Source organism: Nocardia brasiliensis ATCC 700358 (assembly GCF_000250675.2).
GTDB lineage: Bacteria > Actinomycetota > Actinomycetes > Mycobacteriales > Mycobacteriaceae > Nocardia > Nocardia brasiliensis_B.
Window position 1 is genome coordinate 6,483,642 of sequence record NC_018681.1, and the last position, 19,769, is coordinate 6,503,410.

At 67.9% G+C, this 19,769-nt stretch carries 14 protein-coding genes; 7 read left to right on the forward strand and 7 right to left on the reverse strand.

Annotation, left to right across the window (positions count from 1 at the left end; translation table 11 throughout):
• Positions 1–16: 16 nt before the first annotated feature.
• Positions 17–1,009 (reverse strand): DUF389 domain-containing protein, encoded by a 993-nt coding sequence (locus O3I_RS28640; RefSeq protein WP_081594170.1) that lies wholly within the window; start codon positions 1,007–1,009, stop codon positions 17–19.
• A gap of 471 nt (positions 1,010–1,480) precedes the next feature.
• On the reverse strand, positions 1,481–3,274 hold the full coding sequence (gene aspS, locus O3I_RS28645) for an aspartate--tRNA ligase (protein WP_014986503.1): 1,794 nt from the start codon (positions 3,272–3,274) through the stop codon (positions 1,481–1,483).
• A 966-nt stretch (positions 3,275–4,240) separates the two neighbouring features.
• On the opposite strand from aspS, the gene ypfJ reads away from it, so the two are divergent.
• On the forward strand, positions 4,241–5,164 hold the full coding sequence (gene ypfJ / locus O3I_RS28650; RefSeq protein ID WP_014986504.1) for a KPN_02809 family neutral zinc metallopeptidase: 924 nt from the start codon (positions 4,241–4,243) through the stop codon (positions 5,162–5,164).
• 372 nt (positions 5,165–5,536) lie between these two features.
• Positions 5,537–6,079, forward strand: a complete 543-nt coding sequence (locus tag O3I_RS43070) for a hypothetical protein (RefSeq protein ID WP_051066779.1) — start codon at positions 5,537–5,539, stop codon at positions 6,077–6,079.
• A 991-nt stretch (positions 6,080–7,070) separates the two neighbouring features.
• Here O3I_RS43070 and O3I_RS28660 read toward each other — a convergent pair.
• Together O3I_RS28660 and O3I_RS28665 are read right to left on the reverse strand one after the other, a co-directional pair.
• Positions 7,071–8,729, reverse strand: a complete 1,659-nt coding sequence (locus O3I_RS28660; RefSeq protein ID WP_014986506.1) for a hypothetical protein — start codon at positions 8,727–8,729, stop codon at positions 7,071–7,073.
• Entirely contained in the window at positions 8,726–9,055 is a 330-nt protein-coding gene (locus O3I_RS28665; protein WP_029899102.1) for a type VII secretion target, read from the reverse strand. The genes O3I_RS28660 and O3I_RS28665 overlap by 4 nt, the downstream gene beginning before the upstream one ends.
• A gap of 209 nt (positions 9,056–9,264) precedes the next feature.
• Here O3I_RS28665 and O3I_RS28670 point away from each other — a divergent pair, with 209 nt between their 5' ends.
• The 4 genes from O3I_RS28670 to O3I_RS28685 all read left to right on the forward strand — a co-directional run bounded on the left by O3I_RS28670 (position 9,265) and on the right by O3I_RS28685 (position 14,551).
• Positions 9,265–10,269 (forward strand): NAD-dependent epimerase/dehydratase family protein, encoded by a 1,005-nt coding sequence (locus tag O3I_RS28670; RefSeq protein ID WP_014986508.1) that lies wholly within the window; start codon positions 9,265–9,267, stop codon positions 10,267–10,269.
• A gap of 31 nt (positions 10,270–10,300) precedes the next feature.
• Positions 10,301–11,317, forward strand: coding sequence for an Rv2578c family radical SAM protein (locus O3I_RS28675; RefSeq protein ID WP_014986509.1), 1,017 nt, complete (start codon positions 10,301–10,303; stop codon positions 11,315–11,317).
• Positions 11,318–11,453: 136 nt separating this feature from the next.
• A complete protein-coding gene (locus O3I_RS28680; RefSeq protein WP_014986510.1) occupies positions 11,454–13,475 on the forward strand; it encodes a 2-oxoacid:acceptor oxidoreductase subunit alpha in 2,022 nt (673 codons plus the stop codon).
• Positions 13,472–14,551, forward strand: a complete 1,080-nt coding sequence (locus O3I_RS28685; RefSeq protein ID WP_041562937.1) for a 2-oxoacid:ferredoxin oxidoreductase subunit beta — start codon at positions 13,472–13,474, stop codon at positions 14,549–14,551. Before O3I_RS28680 ends, O3I_RS28685 begins: the two co-directional genes overlap by 4 nt.
• Positions 14,552–14,871: 320 nt before the next feature.
• Here O3I_RS28685 and O3I_RS28690 read toward each other — a convergent pair whose 3' ends face one another.
• From O3I_RS28690 to hisS, 3 genes are all read right to left on the reverse strand, one after another.
• Positions 14,872–15,882 (reverse strand): malate dehydrogenase, encoded by a 1,011-nt coding sequence (locus O3I_RS28690; protein WP_014986512.1) that lies wholly within the window; start codon positions 15,880–15,882, stop codon positions 14,872–14,874.
• A gap of 156 nt (positions 15,883–16,038) precedes the next feature.
• Positions 16,039–16,686, reverse strand: coding sequence for a hypothetical protein (locus O3I_RS28695; RefSeq protein ID WP_014986513.1), 648 nt, complete (start codon positions 16,684–16,686; stop codon positions 16,039–16,041).
• Positions 16,687–17,109: 423 nt separating this feature from the next.
• A complete protein-coding gene (hisS, locus tag O3I_RS28700; RefSeq protein WP_014986514.1) occupies positions 17,110–18,384 on the reverse strand; it encodes a histidine--tRNA ligase in 1,275 nt (424 codons plus the stop codon).
• Between the two features lie 216 nt (positions 18,385–18,600).
• Between hisS and O3I_RS28705 the strand changes: the two genes are divergently transcribed.
• Positions 18,601–19,476 (forward strand): peptidylprolyl isomerase, encoded by an 876-nt coding sequence (locus O3I_RS28705; protein WP_014986515.1) that lies wholly within the window; start codon positions 18,601–18,603, stop codon positions 19,474–19,476.
• Positions 19,477–19,769: the final 293 nt, after the last annotated feature.

Genomic DNA, 19,769 nt, shown 5'->3' on the forward strand with positions numbered 1-19,769 from the left:
TTTTTCACCGCACGCACTACCGCTGTGAAAGACGCGGGGGCTCAGTGGATCCCACCGCTCGCATGCCGAGCCAGTGCTTGAAACGCTCGACCGGGCCCGCCGCTTTGCCTGCGTGCGGGCGCAGTTGCAGCACGATCACACCCGCGATCACGATGCCCGCGAGGTTCACCGCCAACTGACCCGCGGACATGAACGCGACGTGCCATTCCCCCAAAGTCGCTGCGACAACGGCGAATCCGGCCGCGGGCACGGTTGTCACCGAGATGAACACCCCGATCAGCGCGGCCGATTTCGCAGTCACCAGGGAAAGCATGCCCGCCGCGCCCGCCAGCAGCGCGACCACCAGCGAGAACGGCCCGACCTCATAGATGAAGTCGACGTTCTTGATGCTTTCCACTCCGTGCAGCGTGATCCATCCGAACTGCTCCCACAGCAGGGTCGCCACCAGCGTGACCAGCATCGCCACCGGGAATCCGATGGCGAGCGCCAGCGCCGAACGTCGCGCGAGCCGGAAATCCCGCAGCACCAAGCCGACCGCGAACGCGGCCAGCGGACCGAACTCCGGACCCACCACCATCGCGCCGACGATCGTCACCGGCGAATCGGTGGCCACACCCACCGCGGCGAGCAGGCAGGCGATGGTGAGGAACGCGAGGAAGCTCGAGTTGAGCGTCGACTCCTCGTGTACCTGCGCCAGCAGTTCCTCCCACACCACCGCGTCCGTCGGATCCCCCGGCGCCTCCTCGACCGCCCGATCCCCCGCCTCGGACAGCACGGTCTCGACCGGGCCCAAGGTGATTCCGCCGGTTTTGCAGATGCCGAGCGCGGTCAGCTCCTCGAGTACGTCGTTGGCCGCTTCCCGAGCCACGTCGGCTTGAATCAGGTCGCCGGCCGGTTCCAGCGCGACCCCGCGCGCCAACGTCACATGCGTGGCGCCCGGGTTCGCGGCGAGCACCGACAACACGTCGTCGGTCGACTCCGGCGGGCTGATCATGCGCAAGTGCAACAACGGATTTCCTCTGGTCGGTGCCCACCTGAGGAAGGCAACGGATCGAACTGACCAGAAGGTACCGTTCGCGCGCGCGACACAGCGCACTCTGCGCACCGACCGACCTCGTGTCGGGCGCACCAGTCCCGCTCCGGCGACGCGGCACACGCCGCACGCCAGCGGGTCTGGTGTCGAGCAGCACGGTCCGCACGGGCGAGGCGACGCACCTTGCCCGCCGACCAGACTCGTTTCGAGCGACACGGATCCCGTGCGAGCAGGTGTGGTGCACCCGCTCCCCCGACCGCCCTTATGTCAGGCCACACCGGCATTGCTCCGGCGACGCGGCACACCGCACGCTAGGCCGCCCTCCTGTCGAGCGACACGGGTCCGCGCGAATAGACGCAGCGCCCCGATCCGCCCTCGTGTAGGGCGGCACCCGTCTCGCTCGGGCGGCGCGATCACCGAGCCGGATCACGCACCGCCCGCAGCGATCTACTCCGCTTTGGCCGCGGCCTGCTCGGGCTTCGGCGCGGGCTTGGCGTCCAGTCCTGCTTCCTTGCGCTGTTGCGCGGTGATGGGCGCGGGGGCGTCGGTCAGCGGGTCGACGCCGCCGCCGGTCTTCGGGAACGCGATCACTTCGCGGATCGAGTCCAGTCCGGCGAGCAGTGCGACGATCCGGTCCCAGCCGAAGGCGATGCCGCCGTGCGGCGGTGCGCCGAACGCGAAGGCGTCCAACAGGAAGCCGAACTTCTCCTGCGCCTCCTCGTTGCTGATGCCCATCACCTTGAACACGCGTTCCTGCACGTCGCGCCGGTGGATGCGGATGCTGCCGCCACCGATCTCGTTGCCGTTGCAGACGATGTCGTAGGCGTAGGCGAGGGCGGACCCCGGGTCGGTGTCGAAGCTGTCGACCGACTCCGGCTTCGGCGAGGTGAACGCGTGATGCACCGCGGTCCAGGCCGAATGACCGAGCGCCACATCGCCGCTCGCGGTCGCCTCGGCGGCCGGCTCGAACATCGGCGCGTCCACGATCCACACGAACGACCACGCGCTCTCGTCGATCAGGCCGACCTTGCGAGCGATCTCGCCGCGCGCCGCACCCAGCAACGCGCGCTGCGCCTTCGCCGGACCCGCCGCGAAGAACACGCAGTCACCCGGTACCGCGCCGACATGCTTGGCCAGTCCGTCGCGTTCGGCGTCGCTCAGGTTCTTGGCGACCGGCCCGCCGAGCGTGCCGTCCTCGTTGACCAGCACATACGCCAGGCCCTTCGCGCCACGCTGCTTCGCCCACTCCTGCCAGGCGTCGAGCTGGCGGCGCGGCTGGCTCGCGCCACCCGGCATGACCACCGCGCCGACGTATTCGGCCTGGAACACCCGGAACGGGGTGTCTTTGAAGTACTCCGCGCACTCGGTGATCTCGATGCCGAAACGCAGGTCCGGCTTGTCGGAACCGAAGCGGCGCATGGCTTCCGCGTAGGTCATATGCGGGATCGGCGTCGGGATCTCGTAGCCGACCAGCTTCCACAGCGCCGCCAGGATCTGCTCGGCAAGCAGGATCACGTCGTCCTGGCGCACGAAGCTCATCTCGATGTCGAGCTGAGTGAATTCCGGCTGCCGGTCGGCCCGGAAGTCCTCGTCGCGGTAGCAGCGCGCGATCTGGTAGTAGCGTTCGATGCCGCCGACCATCAACAGCTGCTTGAACAGCTGCGGGCTCTGCGGCAGTGCGTAGAAGCTGCCCGGCTGCAACCGCGCGGGGACCAGGAAGTCGCGGGCGCCCTCCGGAGTCGAGCGGGTCAGCGTCGGCGTCTCCACCTCGACGAACTCGTGGTCCGCCAGCACGGCGCGGGCGGCGGCATTGGCCTTGGAGCGCAACCGGATCGCGTGCGCGGGGGTTTCCCGACGCAGGTCGAGGTAGCGGTACTTGAGCCGGGCTTCCTCGCCGGGCTGCTCGTCCAGCTGGAACGGCAGCGGCGCGCTCTCGTTCAGCACCTCGAGCTCGGTGACGTTCACCTCGATCGTGCCCGTCGGCAGCTCCGGGTTCTCGTTGCCGTCCGGCCGCAGCTCCACCACGCCCGTCACCCGGACGCAGTACTCCGCGCGCAACCGGTGCGCCTGCTCCGCCGGCGCGCCCTCCCGGAACACCGCCTGCGCCACACCCGACGCATCGCGCAGATCAATGAAGATCACGCCACCGTGGTCGCGCCGCCTGGCCACCCATCCGGTGAGGGTCACGGTCTGACCGGCGTGCTCGCTTCGCAGCGAACCAGCCAAGTGGGTGCGCAGCACAGGGTTCCTTTCGACGACTCCGGCACCGGCACGATACGACCAGGTGCGCTCCCATCGTAGTGAGACACATCCGCCGAGCGGAAACCGATCCGACCAGACCCGTGCCAAGCTGTATTCGCCTAGACTCCCGCCCCCGATTCCAGCCCCCGAATCCGGGCATAACCGAACCGACAGCCCTACCCCGACCACCCGCGAGCGGGCCCCGCCGCGGCCGACACCACACCCGAAACGCTCGACACCAACCACCCCAGCCCCGACAATCACCACCCGAACACCCTCGACCTCACCGGCGCCACCCAACAGATCACGACCCGAACCGTCACCGTTGCGACCTGCCCCATCACCACCTGAACACCGCGACCGTGCAGCCGAGACCCGACCGATCAACACCTGAACACCGACCGCAATGCACGACCCGAACCCTCGGCTCACCGCCACGCCCCAACCGACCACTTCCCGCACACCTGGTCTCACCGGCACAACCCAACCGGCCACCACCCGCCTGACCGCACAACCCAACCCGCACACCTGGTCTCACGGGCACGACCTGACCGACCCACCACCCGAACACCTTGACCGTGTAGCCCCGACCCGACCGATCAGCATGTACACCGCGCGACCCAAATAGCGCCGTTTCAACCCACGCAACCACTCACAAACCTTCGACCACAACCACAACCACAACTCAACGAGATCACCCCACCCCGCCTACAGCGCAGCGAATAGGCGCGACATAACCCCCGAACCCAACCGCCACGGAGCGAGCCCGACGAGCGACCCGTTCGCGGCCGTCTCGCTTCTCAGCTGTCGAAGCGCATGCGCCGAAGGCGCGAGTCTCGACAGCTGAGAAGCGAGGCCCACCCGCCACCCGACCGCCACCCCTCACTGAATCGCTCCGCGATGCTGAAGCAGAGGGCCGCGAACAACGCCGCGCCCGCGCGGCCAACAACACAGAAAGCGACGACGATGACCTTCAACGAGGGCATGCAGATCGATCCGGATCGGGCGTCTTCCGGTGGTCCGGGTATGGGTGGCAAGATCGCGCTCGGCGGTGGCGCCGGCGGGTTGATCGTGCTGGTGCTCACTTTGTTGCTAGGTGGTGATCCCGGTTCGATTCTGGGGCAGTTCACGGGGTCGGAGGAGCAGCAGCAGACTCAGCCGGGTACCGCGGGTACGCCCGCGCATTGCAAGACCGGCGCGGATGCCAACAAGTATGTCGACTGCCGGGTGGTGTTGACCGCGCAGAGTTTGGATGCGGTGTGGTCGTCGGAGTTGCCCAAGCAGACCAACACGCGCTACGCGCAGCCGAAGCTGACGTTGTTCTCCGGTGCGACCGCGACCGGCTGCGGTAACGCGACGAGCGATGTCGGCCCGTTCTACTGCCCGGCCGACCGCACCGCCTATTTCGATGTCACCTTCTTCCAGGAGTTGGTGGACCGTTTCGGTTCCAGCGGTGGGCCGCTCGCCCAGGAGTACGTGGTGGCGCATGAGATCGGCCATCACATCCAGAATCAGCTCGGCGATATCGGTCGCGCGCAACAGGATCCGCGGGGCGCGAATTCGGGTGCGGTGCGCACCGAGTTGCAGGCCGACTGCTATGCCGGGATCTGGGCACATTTCGCCGACAAGACGCCTGCGCCCGGCGGCGGTCAGCCGTTCTTGAAGCCGTTGTCGGAGAACGACATCAAGGACGCGTTGTCCGCTGCCGCCTCGGTCGGCGACGATCGCATCCAGCGTGCGTCCAACCGCCGCGTGAACCGGGACATGTTCACCCACGGTGATTCCGAGCAGCGCCAGAAGTGGTTCCTCACCGGTTACCGCACCGGCCAGGTCAAAGCCTGCGACACCTACGCCGCCCCCGACCTCTCGAATCCCCCTGCCCTGCGTTGAGCCAGTTCCCCAGCCCAGCAACAGTTCTGAACCGTGCTGGGCCACGCGCACCCTGCGATGTTCCCGCGGAGGTGGCCTGCTGGAGCAGGCTCGTGGGCACACTGGACCGGCCCGGATCCGGGGCGCACACACCTCACTCTCGTCGCGTAGCCGACAGGTCCGCGCTGGTTGTCCGGGTGTAGCCGGTGTGCCAAGAGTGGTGCGGCTGAAGCTGGTTCAGATCGGGTGGGAAAAGGGCTGCTGGGGTGCGGGGGTGGGTGTCCGCATTGGATAATCGGTGTACGGCATTCATCGATGGTGTCGGGTGCCGGGATCGGTTGCGTGGTGGGCCGATCGGATCACCGGTGCGCAGCAGCGGCAGAGAGTGAATTGATGCGTGGTCTGAAAGCAGCACTGCTGGTCGTCCTGGTGGGCCTTGCCGGGAGCATGGGCACCGCGGGTGCGGATCCGAGCGTCGACTCCCCCGCGCTTCCGAGTTCGCACCCGCCGGTTTCGGCACCGATGGCGCTGCTAACCCTCACCACCATCCCGAACGCCTGGCAGCCGCGCATCGATCTGCGTCCGCAGCTTCAGGTCTTCGGTGACGGCCGCGCCGTACGGATCCCCGATGCCGTTGCGCCGCAACGCGGTCCGGACACGCCCGCAACCCAGGTCAACGGCCACATCCCCGCCGACGTGCTCACCGCCGCGCTCGCCGAGACCAAAGCGCTCGGCACCGTCGATCTCGGTGTCCCCAACGTCACCGACCAAGGCAGTCAGATCATCGACTTCATGCCCGCGCCCCCGGAGGAAGACCTCCACCTCGTCGTCTACGCCCCCGAATTCGACAACGGCCTCAACCCCGAACAACAAGCCGCCCGCAAACGCTTCGCCATCCTCTACCGCACCCTCCTGGACGCCTTCGTCCAAGACTGACGCCCAGGCCCCGAACGGAACGCGCACGATCCCGCGCCACACCCCCGACCAGCCGCACCCCTTCTGCCTTCCGCACCCGCTAAGCCATGCCATACCGGGTGCGACAACCCAGAACGAGTGCGAAGTCACTGAACACGCACACCAACGCCGAGCACGCCTGGGCCGCAGGCTCACCAACCTGTCGCCCCCTGCCGAATCGCCCTGTCTACTGGAACTCCGGGGGCTCCAAACCGCTCAGGAAGGCGCGAAGCAGGCCGACTGGTCTGTACCAAGCGACAGATAGGCAGACACCCACAGACCTTTCGCACCCTTCACAAGGACTACAGCCCCTGTGAACCGTACAAACGCTCTGTGACGCCCGGGTCCTAGCGCTCCCGCAACCTACGCGCCGCACCTGGCCCGACCTACCAATCGAGGGATAGGCAGGCACACAGACCGTTCGCACGTTTCACAGAGGTCGCAGCCCCTGTGAACCGCACAAACGGTCTGTGAGGCCGACTCCTAGAGTGCCCAACCACACGCCTAGCCCGGGCCGCGCCTTCTTACGCCCAGCCAGCCGGGCCCCGCGGCGCACTCGCGTCACGCGCGGCGCACTCGCGTCACGCCACCCGGTGCACAGGCATCGAAGTGGCCAGCGATTAGCCTGGCGAAACCCAGCCGCCAGGGGGGCACTCCCGGCGACACCCAGACGCCGAAGTACCCGCGAACCTTGGTGGAGCCCACCCTCACTGGTGCCCTGGCGGCGCACAAACCGTTCGCGCGGTTCACAAGGACTACAGCCCCTGTGAACCGCACAAATGGTCTGTGAGGCCTGGTCCTGGAGTGCCCAACCACACCCCCAGCCCAGTCCGCGCCTTCCTTCACGCCCAGCCCGACCGCGCCCGCGACGCACTCGCTTCACAACACCCGGTGCACAAGCATCGGAGTGACCACTGGCGGCATCGGAGTGACCAGCACTGGCTCGGCGTCACCCAGCCTGCAACAGCTGCCCCTAGAACTGATCCTGTTCGTACTCCGAGCTGATGATCTCGTCGGAGTGCGTCGCACCGATGACGTCGGGCGTGGATTCGCCGAGCGGTCCGGTGAGATCGTCGTTTCCGGCGGCACTTTGGTACGGCTGGACGGTGCGGGCGTGTTCGTCGTCGTCGCCGCGCTGGGCGCCTGCGGCGGCGGGGCCGCCCATGAAGCTGTTGCCTGCGCCGGCGGTGGTGGTGCTCGGCGCGCCGGTGGTGGCGGGGCCGAAGGTGGTGCCGGGTATGCCGCTGATGGGGCGGCCGCCGGGCAGGCTGGTGCCGGGCACGGCGGTGAGCTTCGGGCTCGACGGGATGCCGGTGGTGCCGGGGCGTGCGCTGGTGCCGGGGCTGCCCGAGCGGCTCAGGCTGCTGGGCACGCCGGTGCCGAGTCCACTGTTCGTGGAACTGGGGGTGCCCGAGTTGTGCACGGACGACGGTGTGGTGGAACTCGGTGCGCCGGTGAGGGAGGAGTCGACGCCCGCCGCTTTGGTCATGGTGTCGGAGGCGGTGGACTGGGCCTGCTCCAGGATCGGCTGCCCGACGTTCTGCGCCAGTGCCTGCGCGACTTCTTGCGGCGCGGGCCCGCCGCCGGGCGCGACCAACTGCTGCACCATGCCGCTGAGTTCGCCGGTTTTGCCGGCGAGGTCACCGCGGGTGGCGTTGACGACGCCCACAGCCTGACCCAGGTGTTCGGTCGCCGAAGCCATCAGCGTGGCCTGCGCGGGCGGGGTGAGGATCACCGGCGCCATCGCGGTGGCCTGCGTCGCGAACGACGAGGCGATGCCGAGCAATTGCGCGTTGCCCTGCTGCACCACCGCGGCGGCCCGCTGGGTGAGCTCGGAGATGTCGATGCCGCGCTGACTGGTTTCCTGGCCTTCGACGTTCGCCTTCGCGCTGGCCGCCTGCGCGTTGCGCGCGGCCTGGCTCTGCCACAGCTGTTCGACGGTGGTCATGCTGCCCTTGCCGACCGACATCGCCATGTCGATGACCTTGGACGACTGGCTCAGGATCGCGGTCGGATCGAGCGCACCGATGACGCCGCTGCCGAAGCTGTTGAGCAGCGACAGGATCGGCTGCATCAGCAGATCGACGCCGGGCAGCGCGGGCACCGCGACGCCCTGCATGAGGGCGCCGACCGGATCGGCGGGCAGCGCGGGCAGCGAGGTCGGGATCGCGGCTTGCGCCTGGCTCACCGCGGCGGCCACGGAGCTGGGCGAGCTGCCGAGCGCGCCGTTCAGCACACCTTGGGCCTGATCGAGCACGCCCTGGGCGAGCGGGGCGGCGGCCTGCTGAATCGCCGTGCCGGTATCGCCGAGCAGTGCCGAGACATCGGACGGGACACCGGCGATGCCGTTGGCATCGGCCGTCGGCGCACCGGACAGACCGGGCATGCCCGGCAGACCCGTGCCCATCGCGTTGTGCTGGTCTTCACTGATCTTCTTGGCCAGCACGAATTCCGGCGGCTCGATGGGCGGCAGATCCTCGGGCAGCTGCGGCAGCGACACGTCGAGCACCGCCTGCGGCGCGTTCTGCACGGAGTCGAGCACGGCCTGCTGGCCGATGGCGACGTTCTGGTCGGCGGCGTGCGCCATCGCGTGCTCTTCGGGCGCGATCACGCCGGTGTCGAGTGGCTTCACACCGCACCTCCGATCTGGTTGCCGATGGCCCCGAGGGCGCCCGCGCTGGACCAGTCGGTGGCGTCGTAGGCCGCGGCGGCGCTGAACGCCGATTCCGAGAGTTTGGCGTACTTGGCGGACAGGTCGTTGATGTCCTTGGCCTGGAGCACTTGCGCCGCGGCGAACATCGCCAGATAGTCGGCGCCGATCAAACCGAACACGGGTACGAGCGCCGCGACGTTTTTCACCGCGTCGAAATTGCCCGCCCCCGCCAGATCACCGGAGATTCCTGCGTTCGTGGCGGCGAACGCCCGGACCGCTTCGGTCTCTACCGAGAGATCACTCATCGAGTTGCCCCCCAAATCGTCGTGCACATCAGTGTCGTGAACTTCTTCGTCGTCACCGCTTGCCCTGCCGAACGGCAAGGCCGCCACGGTTGGGCTCAATATAGCCGACGGTACCGGCAACTTTCGAGCCCAACGGCACGTTCACAGAGGGAATAGGAAAGGAACTGGAACGTGTTGCAAATTAGAACAAGTTCTATATTCTCGATCGCATGAAGGTCGCAGTGACCGGCGCAGCCGGCTACCTTGGCACGAATCTGCTCCGCCTGCTCGCCGCGCGCGGCGACGAGATCACCGCGATCGACCGGGTGGTTCCACCCGCGACGACGCTGCCGAACGTCACCTGGGTCAGCGGCGATGTGCTCGATCCGGCCTCGATGCGGGACGCGCTGCAGGGCGCCGAGATCGTCTACCACCTGGTCGCGGTGATCACGCTCGCGGAGAAGAACGACCTGGCCTGGAAGGTGAACACCGAGGGTGTCCGGGTGGTCGCCGAGGCCGCGCTCGCGGTCGGCGCGCGCCGGATGGTGCACGCCAGCTCGATCCACGCGTTCGACCAGTACCGCTGCGGCGGCCGGATCGACGAGCAGGCCGCCCGCTCGACCGACGACGCCCTGCCCGTCTACGACCGCTCGAAATGGGCAGGTGAAGTGGCACTGCGCAAGGTGATCGACAACGGCCTCGACGCGGTGTTGTGCAACCCCACCGGCGTGTTCGGCCCGCTCGACTACAGCAGGCCGCTTTCCCGGATCAATCGCACGCTGCGCGACGCGGCCCAGGGCCGCATCCCTGCCATGATCGGCGGCGGTTTCGACCTGGTCGACGTCAGAGATGTGGCAGCCGGCCTGATCCTGGCAGCCGAGAAGGGTCGCACCGGCGAGAACTACCTGCTCGGCGGCGAGATGATCTCGATGCTCGAGCTGTGCCGGCTCGCCGCGAACCACGGCGGCAAGCGCGGCCCGAAATTCGCCATCTCCCCCAAGCTGGTTTCGGGTGTCATCCCGGTCTTGGCGCCGATCGGCAAGCTGTTCAAGTCCGACATCGTCTCGAAAGCCGCACTGGGCGCGCTCATTTCAGCCCCGCTGGTCGATCACGGCAAGGCGGAGCGTGAGCTCGGCTACCAGCCCCGATCCACCGACGACACCGTCCGCGACCTGGTCGCCTTCTTCGCCGACCCAACCCCGCTCACCCCGCCGGACACCCGGCAGATCGCTTGACACCTACTAGAACACATGTTCGACTGATGGGGTGCGGTGGCAGAACCAGACCCTGGACGCCGAGGACGGCGCACTGCCCGGGCTCACCCGGGCAGGTCTGACCCGCACGGTGCAGACGCCCGAATTCGAGGGCATCACTTTTCACGAAGTGCTGTGCAAGAGCGCGCTGAACAAGCTGCCGGAAAGTTCGTCCATGCCGTTCCATTGGACGATCAATCCGATGCGCGGCTGCTCGCATGCCTGCCGCTATTGCTTCGCCCGCCCGACGCACGAATACCTGGATCTGGACGCGGGCCGCGATTTCGATTCCCAGATCGTGGTGAAGACGAATATCGCCGCGGTGTTGCGCAAAGAACTGCGCAGGCGGTCCTGGCATCAGGAACCGGTGGCGCTCGGCACCAATACCGATCCGTACCAGCGGGCCGAGGGCCGATACCGGTTGATGCCGGGCATCATTCGCGCGCTCGCCGAATCGGGCACGCCGTTCTCCATCCTCACCAAGGGCACCCTGCTGCGCCGGGATCTGCCACTCCTCACGATGGCAGCTCGCCAAGTTCCGGTGAGTTTGGCAGTCTCGATCGCGATCCACGATCTGGACCTGCATCGCAGTCTGGAGACGGGGACGCCGTCGCCGAAGGCGCGCCTGGAACTCGTGCGCTCGCTCGCCGACGCGGGGTTCTCGGTGAATGTCCTGGTCGCGCCGGTCATTCCGTATCTCACCGACAGCAGGGCGCACCTCGACGGACTGTTCGGCGAGATCGCCGCGGCGGGCGCGCATTCGGCCGTCGCCTTCCCGATGCACCTGCGTGGCAGCACCCGCGGCTGGTTTCTCGGCTGGCTCGCCGAACACCATCCGGCCCTGGTGCGCCGCTACCGCCAGCTCTACGGCCGGGGCGCCTACGTGACGCCGGAGTACTCGGCCTGGCTGCGCGAGCGCCTCGATCCACTGCTCGAGCGACACGCCCTGAAGCCGGGAAAACCGGCCGAACCGGAGACACAACCGGAAAGTCCGCACGCCGTCGACCCGCAGCTGGCATTGTTCGCCTGACGCCCCGACCACCGGTTCCGTACCGAGCCACACGAGATTCCGTGGTGAACCACACATATCGGGCGCACGCACCGCGCGGTGCGGAGTAGTTTGGCGAATGGCACCCCTCTCATCGACGAGGAAGTGAAGCAGGCACATGGTTTCGCACCAGAATGATGTCGGCACCAGCCACAGCGCTGCCGGCACAGCCCAAAGCGGCACGGGCGCAGCGAAATTGGAAAAGGTCGTGATTCGGTTCGCCGGCGACTCCGGCGACGGTATGCAGCTGACCGGAGATCGCTTCACGCACGAAGCGGCCGCGTTCGGCAACGACCTCGCCACCCAACCCAACTTCCCCGCCGAGATCAGAGCGCCACAGGGCACGCTGCCCGGCGTCTCGTCGTTCCAGATCCAGATCGCCGACTACGACATCCTGACCGCGGGCGATCAGCCGGACGTGCTCGTCGCGATGAATCCGGCCGCGCTCAAGGCGAATCTGGAAGATCTGCCGCGCGGCGCCACCCTCATCGTCAACACCGACGAGTTCACCAAACGCACCCTCGCCAAGGTCGGCTACGCCGCCGACCCGCTCGACGACGACACGCTGTCGGATTTCGTGGTGCACCGCGTCCCGATGACCTCGCTCACCATGGGCGCCACCGAATCCGCCGGCGTCGGCAAGAAAGACGGGCAGCGCGCGAAGAACATGTTCGCGCTCGGGCTGCTGTCCTGGATGTACGGGCGCCCGATCGGCGGCACCGAACAGTTCATGCGGGAGAAGTTCGCGGCCAAACCGGAGATCGCCGAGGCGAACGTGCTGGCGTTCCGGGCAGGCTGGAATTACGGCGAGACCACCGAAAGCTTCGCCACCACTTACGAAATCGCGCCCGCGAAGCTGCCGCCCGGCACCTACCGGCAGATCACCGGCAACACCGCGCTCGCCTACGGGCTGGTCACGGCAGGTCAGCTGGCCGGACTGCCGGTGTTCCTCGGCACCTACCCGATCACCCCGGCCTCGGACATCCTGCACGAGCTGAGCAAACACAAGAACTTCGGCGTCACCACCTTCCAGGCCGAGGACGAGATCGCGGGAATCGGTGCGGCGCTCGGCGCTTCGCTCGGCGGCTCGCTCGGTGTCACCAGTACGTCGGGACCGGGCCTGGCGCTCAAGAGCGAAACCATCGGCCTCGCGGTGATGACCGAGCTGCCGCTGCTGGTCGTCGACGTGCAGCGCGGCGGTCCCTCCACCGGCCTGCCGACCAAGACCGAGCAGGCGGATCTGTTGCAGGCGCTATACGGCCGCAACGGCGAATCACCGGTCGCGGTCCTCGCGCCACGCTCGCCCGCCGACTGCTTCGCCACCGCGGTCGAGGCGGCCAGGATCGCGCTCACCTATCGCACGCCGGTGCTGCTGCTGTCGGACGGGTCCATCGCGAATGGGTCTGAGCCATGGTCGATTCCGAATGTCGCCGACCTGCCGCCGATCGTCCCGGGCTTCGAGCCCGCCGGCGCGGAAACGGACCCGTTCCAGCCCTACGCACGCGACCCGGAGACACTCGCCCGGCCCCTTGCCGTCCCGGGCACCAAGGGGCGCGCGCACCGGATCGGTGGCCTGGAGAAAGCCGACGGCAGCGGCAACATCTCCTACGACCCGGCCAATCACGAACTGATGGTGCGGTTGCGGCAGGCCAAGATCGACGGGATCAGCGTGCCCGATCTCGAGGTCGACGATCCGGACGGCCACGCCGAACTGCTGATCATCGGCTGGGGCAGTTCGTACGGACCGATCGGCGAAGCCTGCCGGCGCGCCCGCCGCCGCGGTGTGCCTGTCGCGCAGGCACACCTGCGGCATCTGAATCCGTTGCCCGCCAACCTCGGTGACGTGCTGCGCCGCTACCGCACCGTGGTCGCGCCGGAGATGAACGGCGGCCAGCTCGCGCTGCTTTTGCGCGGGAAATATCTGGTCGACGTGCGGCCGTGGACGAAGGTCGCGGGCACCGCGTTCTCCGCGCAGGAACTCGTCGGGGTGATCGACGCCGCGTTGGACGGCTCGATCGAGGAGATGGAACACGACAAGGCCTTCGCCGCACGGGCGCGGGCCACGTACACGACGCAGCCGGACAGCTCCGCGGATCGGGCACAGCCGGGCGACGTCCGACCTACTGGGGGCAACGAATGACCATCATGGAAACCTCGCTCGTCGGTACCGATCTGGGCCTGACGGGACTGTCCGGTGTGCCCGCCGCCGACGGCCCGCAGAAGGTCAAAGACTTCACCTCCGATCAGGAGGTGCGCTGGTGCCCCGGCTGCGGTGACTACGTGATCCTGGCGACCGTGCGCGGCTTCCTCGCCGAGCTCGGATTGCGCAGGGAGAACCTGATGTTCGTGTCCGGGATCGGCTGCTCCAGCCGCTTCCCGTACTACCTCGAGGCGTACGGCATCCACTCCATCCACGGGCGCGCGCCCGCCATCGCGACCGGACTCGCGGTGACCAGGCCAGATCTGTCGGTGTGGGTGGTGACCGGGGATGGCGACGCGCTGTCCATCGGCGGCAACCATCTCATCCACGCGTTGCGCCGCAACGTGAACATGACGATCCTGCTGTTCAACAACCGGATCTACGGGCTCACCAAGGGGCAGTACTCGCCGACCTCAGAGGAAGGCAAGATCACCAAGTCCACCCCGATGGGCTCGGTGGACCACCCGTTCAACACGCTGTCCGTCGCGCTCGGCGCCGAGGCCACCTTCGCCGCCCGTGCCCTCGACTCCGACCGGGCCGGGCTGACCGAGGTGCTACGCGCCGCCGCCGAACATCGCGGCACGTCGTTCGTCGAAATCCTGCAGGACTGCCCGATTTTCAACGACGGCTCGTTCGACGCGCTGCGCCGCGACAACGCCGCGAACCACCTGGTCCCGCTGCACCACGGACAGCCCATCCGGTTCGGCGCCGACAACGAATTCGCCGTGATACAAAACGGTTTCGGGCTGGAAGTCACCCGGGCCGACGCGGTCCCCGAGTCCGACATCGTCATCCACGACGCCTACACCGACAACCCGGAATACGCCTACGCCCTCTCCCGCCTGTCCGACCAGTCCCTGGACCACGTCGTCACCGGCATCTTCCGCAGCGTCAGCCGACCCACCTACGACGACGGAGTCCGCGCGCAAACCGCCGCCGCGCGCGAACGCAAACCCCTGGACCAGAACTCCCTCCAGTCCTTGCTGACCGGCCCCGAAACCTGGACCGTCAGCTAGGAGTCCAGCCTCCGTTCCCGCACCCCTTCTGTCTTCCCGCACCCGCTATGGACGGCCGCAGCAGGTGCGGGAAGACAGAACGGGTGCGTGCGTCGGTCCCCATCGAACGCGCGGCGAACCGGGCCGGAACGGCTCTCGGGGTCGCCCCGCCGAAGCAAAGGCTCACTGCCGCACCCCTTCTGCGCTCCCGCACCCGCTATGGACGGCTGTAGCGGGTGCGGGAAGACAGAAAGGGTGCGGGAAGACCGAATTGCGTTGCTCGCGTCCTGGTTCCGGGCGGCGGGTGCGCACAGCGGCGGCTGCGGGCACGGGCGGCGGATCTAGGGGCGTTTGGCGAAGCCGAGGTCGATGACGGCGTCGCGTTCTTGGGTGAGTTCGGCGACGGTGGCGTCGATGCGGGGGCGGGCGAAGTCATCGATGTCCAGGTCGGGGACGATCGTGTATTTGCCGTCGGCGCAGGTCACGGGGAACGAGCTGATCAGGCCCTCGGGGACGCCGTAGGAGCCGTCGGACGGGACTGCCATCGAAACCCAGTCGCCGGCGGCGGTGCCGCGCACCCAATCGTGGATGTGGTCCAGGGCGGCGCTGGCCGCGCTGGCCGCCGACGACGCGCCGCGCGCCTGGATGATCGCGGTGCCGCGCTGCTGCACGGTGGGGATGAAGTCGTCGGTCAGCCAGGCGCGGTCATCGATGCGGTCGAGGGCAGGCTTGCCGCCGATGGTCGCGTGCGCGATATCCGGGTACTGGGTCGCGGAGTGGTTGCCCCAGATGGCAACTCGCGCGATCTCGGCCGCCGGTGCGCCGGTCTTCTTGGCCAGTTGCGCGATGGCGCGATTGTGGTCGAGGCGGGTCATTGCGGTGAAGCGTTCGGCGGGCACGTCGGGGGCGTTGCTCATGGCGATGAAGGCGTTGGTGTTGGCGGGATTGCCGACCACGAGCACCTTCACGTCGTCGGCGGCGCTGGCGTTGATCGCGGCGCCCTGCTCGGTGAAGATCGTGCCGTTGGCGGCGAGCAGATCCGACCGCTCCATGCCTGCCGTGCGCGGCCGCGCACCCACCAGCAGTGCGACATTCGCACCCGAGAACCCCACCCACGGGTCGTCACTGATATCGATGGACTCCAGCAGCGGAAACGCCCCGTCCTCCAATTCCATCGCGACACCCTCCAGCGAGGAGACCGCCGCCGGAATCTCCAGCAACCGCAGCCGCACCGGCGTGTCCGCGCCGAGCATCGCCCCGGAGGCGATCCGGAACAACAACCCGTACGCGATCTGTCCCGCCCCGCCGGTCACGGCAACGGTCACGGGCGCATTCCGAACCACGCTGGTCACGACTATCTCCTTGCACTAGGCCGACTCTCGCTTTCACCCTATCGACCCTCACTCCGCCCGAAACCACACGGTGAGCAACCCAACAGTCACCCCCCAACAGGCCACCGAGTCGGTCCGGCTGATCGCGGAACGGCCGTGACAAGGAGAAGGGGCTGTTCAGATCAGGGCGGCTACTTCGCGGTCGGTGAGGACTATCGGGGAGACGTAGTCTTTGGTGCGGGCCATTTGGACGGCGCGGTAGAGGGGGCGTTCGGCGAGGTGGGCGTCGCGGGCTTCGGCGCGCAGCTGGTGGACGAGCATGGTGGACACCGAGACGGCGGCGGCGAGCTGGCTGGTGGCGAGGGCGTCGGCGAGGCGGCGCAGGCCGAGCAGATGCATTTCGCGACCGCTGCCCGCGTCGGTGTACATGGCGAGCGGAATGATCTGGGAGAACTCCCCCGCGGTCACGCGCAGCACGATCCGGCTGAGCCTGGCCGGAAAAATCAGCACCTCGACACCGGTCGCCGCGGACACCTCGACCCGCCGCTCCCCGAACACCCGGCGGGCATGGATCGTGTTCCCCGCCAACCACATTCGCCGACGCCGCAGCGCCACCGCATAGGCGACGGTCGGCGCGCCGACGACCACTCCGATGAGCACCGCGACCGGCCAGGTGACGACGGTCGCCGCCAGCAGCGCGGTCCCGATCCCGATCCCCGCCGCGGCCAAGGCCAGCCTGCGCAGCATCGGCGCATACATCTCGGGTGCGACGAGATCCAGCCCCACCGGCGGATCCGTCTGCTGCTCACCAGAATTCGCCTGCACTCGCCCAACCCTCTCCGTGACACCGGCGCCACGTCACGCGCGCTGTCACGTTACTCCAGCCCCTTGGTCGGCTTAGCCCGTTCGAACAGGCCAAGCGCCCGGCAGCCGGTCACACCCCGCCGCACCTCCGCAAACCTGCACCACTTCCAGCAACACCGCGCGCACGGAGTGCTGTCCTGCGAGTGGCACCACAACGCCGCGTCACCCACCTTGTCCGCCCGGCCTCACCCGTGCACAAATCGGCCCCCTGCTTCGCGCACCCGCCTCGCGCAGACGCACCACTTCTAGGGCCTTACACCCCTTGCAGCAACCCAGAACCGTTGCGAATCCCTAGAAGTGGCGCGAATGCCGCTCCGGACGGCCTGCCGGTCGGATACCGGCTCGGCGAGCAGCACCGAACACCAGCTGCGGCGACCGACCGTCTTACCCCTCGCTGAGCGCTGCCTGCACCGTGGTGACCGCGTCGTCGAGCGGGATCTGCCGCTGGTCGCCGGTGGACATGTCTTTCACCCCGATGGTGCCTTCCGCGAGGTCGCGGTCGCCGAGGACGAGGGTGAGGCGGGCGCCGGAGCGGTCTGCCGCCTTCATCGCGCCTTTGACGCCGCGGCCGCCGTAGGCGAGGTCGACGCTGATGCCGGCCGCGCGCAGCTGGGCGGCGAGGACGACGAGGCGCTGTTGGGCGGCGTCGCCGAGCGGAACCCCGAACACCTGGCAGCGGGCGGGGTCGCCGGCCGTCTTGCCTTCGGCGTGCAGGGCGAGCACCGTGCGATCGACGCCGAGCCCGAATCCGATGCCGGACAACGGTTGTCCGCCGAGCTGCGCCATCAGTCCGTCGTAGCGTCCGCCGCCGCCGATGCCCGATTGCGCGCCCAGTCCGTCGTGCACGAACTCGAAGGTGGTCTTGGTGTAGTAGTCGAGACCGCGCACCATCCGCGGGTTCACCACGTACGGCACGCCGAGCGCGTCCAGGTGGCCGAGGACCTGTTCGAAGTGGGTCTTGGCCGATTCGGAGAGGTGATCGATCATCAGCGGCGCGTCGGCGGTCATCGCGCGCACCTCGGGCCGCTTGTCGTCGAGCACCCGCAGCGGGTTGAGCTGCGCCCGGCGCTTGGTCTCTTCGTCGAGCGGCAGTCCGAACAGGAACTCCTGCAACAGTTCCCGGTACTGCGGGCGGCAGGTGTCGTCGCCGAGCGAGGTGAGTTCCAGCCGGAAACCGTCCAGTCCGAGCCCGCGGAAGCCCGCGTCGGCGATCGCGATCACCTCGGCGTCCAGCGCGGGATCGTCGACGCCGATCGCCTCGATGCCGACCTGCTGCAACTGCCGGTACCGACCGGCCTGGGGCCGCTCGTACCGGAAGAAGGGGCCGTTGTAGACCAGTTTCACCGGCAGCTGGCCGCGGTCGAGCCCGTGCTCGATGACCGCGCGCATCACGCCGGCGGTTCCTTCGGGACGCAACGTCACGCTGCGGTCGCCGCGGTCCGGGAAGGTGTACATCTCCTTGCTGACCACGTCGGTCGATTCGCCGACCCCGCGGGCGAACAGTCCGGTGTCTTCGAAAACCGGCAGCTCGATATGTCCGTATCCGGCCAGTCGGGCGGCGCGGATCAGCCCGTCGCGCACCGCGACGAATTCGGCCGAGCCGGGCGGGACATAGTCCGGAACCCCCTTCGGGGCGGAGAAGCTGCTGGTCTTGGTCACGATGGTCCAGTTTCCACCACCACGCCCCCTCGCGTCCAACCGGTTACCGGCAGCGAGCCGTGCCCGATCTGCGGATATCCCCAGACATCCCCGGCGAGCACGGATTTTGGCCGGTCGCGGGTGTGAGGCGCACCGCTCTCAGGAAGTGTCGGGCAGTCTCAGGAATAAATGGCAGACTCTAGGGCCGTAACAACCGGACACGGGAGGAACGTGGTAGTGCCGAGCAACGAACAGCGGCGAGCGGCGGCGAAACGCAAGTTGGAGCGCCAGCTCGCCAACCGGGCCGAGCGCGCACGCAGGCGTAAGCAACTCACGATCGCCGGGTCGGTGCTCGGTGTCGTCGTGGTGGTCGCGGCGGTCACCGGGGTGTACTTCCTGACCAAGAGCGACGACAACAGCTCCGAAGCCAAGGACGCGACGCAGTCCAGCGAGCCCGCCGCCGCGGCGCCGCCCGCCGCGGTCGCCAAGCCGGCGTTGGTGAACTGCGTCTACAAGGACGGTCAGAAGCCCGCCGACAAGCCCGCGACCAAGCCGGCGAAGAGTGAGGGCATCCCGACCACCGGCAACGACGCGAAGGTCAGTGTCAGCATGGAGACCAACCAGGGTCCGATCGGCTTGACCCTGAACAACGCCGAATCGCCTTGCACGGTGAACAGTTTCGTCAGCCTGGCGTCGCAGAACTTCTTCGACGGCACCAACTGCCATCGGATGACCACCGGTGAGGGCCTCAAGGTGCTGCAGTGCGGCGACCCGACCGGTAGCGGCATGGGCGGCCCGGGCTACGAGTTCGACAACGAGTACCCGACCGATCAGCTCGACCCGAACAACCCGATGGCCGCACAGCAGCCGGTCGCGTACAAGCGCGGCACGCTGGCCATGGCGAACGCGGGCCCCGGCACCAACGGCAGCCAGTTCTTCATCGTCTACGGCGACTCCCAGTTGCCGCCGAACTACACCATCTTCGGCACCGTGGACGAGAACACGATGGGCACCCTGGACAAGATCGCCAAGGCGGGCCAGGACGATTCCAACGGCCCCGGCGATGGCAAGCCGACCCAACCGGTCACCATCCAGTCGGTCCGCATCGACTGAGATCTTCGACACACGTTCGGGCCCGGGCCGTTCATCGGCGCCGGGCCCGAAACGCGTCTACCTGTTTCTTAGGTGTACCTAAACGTACGGTAAGGGTGGCCTTACGCCGGTAAACGTCCGGCGAGTTCCCGGGCCTGTCGGAATTGTGCGATATATGCTGATAAGCGGCACAGCCGTACGGTTGCGTCGCGGCTTTCTCGGGTAATCTCGAAACACGGAGTTCCCGTAGCGTAGTAGTCCCTCAACTGGGTAACCCCCGCCCCAGGGAATGCCACGACACGAGCCCTCCCGGT

Coding starts and splice junctions, on each gene's coding strand:
- ypfJ (WP_014986504.1), top strand. CDS start 4,241: ATGACCTTCAACGAGGGCATGCAGATCGATCCGGATCGGGCGTCTTCC.
- O3I_RS43070 (WP_051066779.1), top strand. CDS start 5,537: ATGCGTGGTCTGAAAGCAGCACTGCTGGTCGTCCTGGTGGGCCTTGCC.
- O3I_RS28665 (WP_029899102.1), bottom strand. CDS start 9,055: ATGAGTGATCTCTCGGTAGAGACCGAAGCGGTCCGGGCGTTCGCCGCC.
- O3I_RS28670 (WP_014986508.1), top strand. CDS start 9,265: ATGAAGGTCGCAGTGACCGGCGCAGCCGGCTACCTTGGCACGAATCTG.
- O3I_RS28680 (WP_014986510.1), top strand. CDS start 11,454: ATGGTTTCGCACCAGAATGATGTCGGCACCAGCCACAGCGCTGCCGGC.
- O3I_RS28685 (WP_041562937.1), top strand. CDS start 13,472: ATGACCATCATGGAAACCTCGCTCGTCGGTACCGATCTGGGCCTGACG.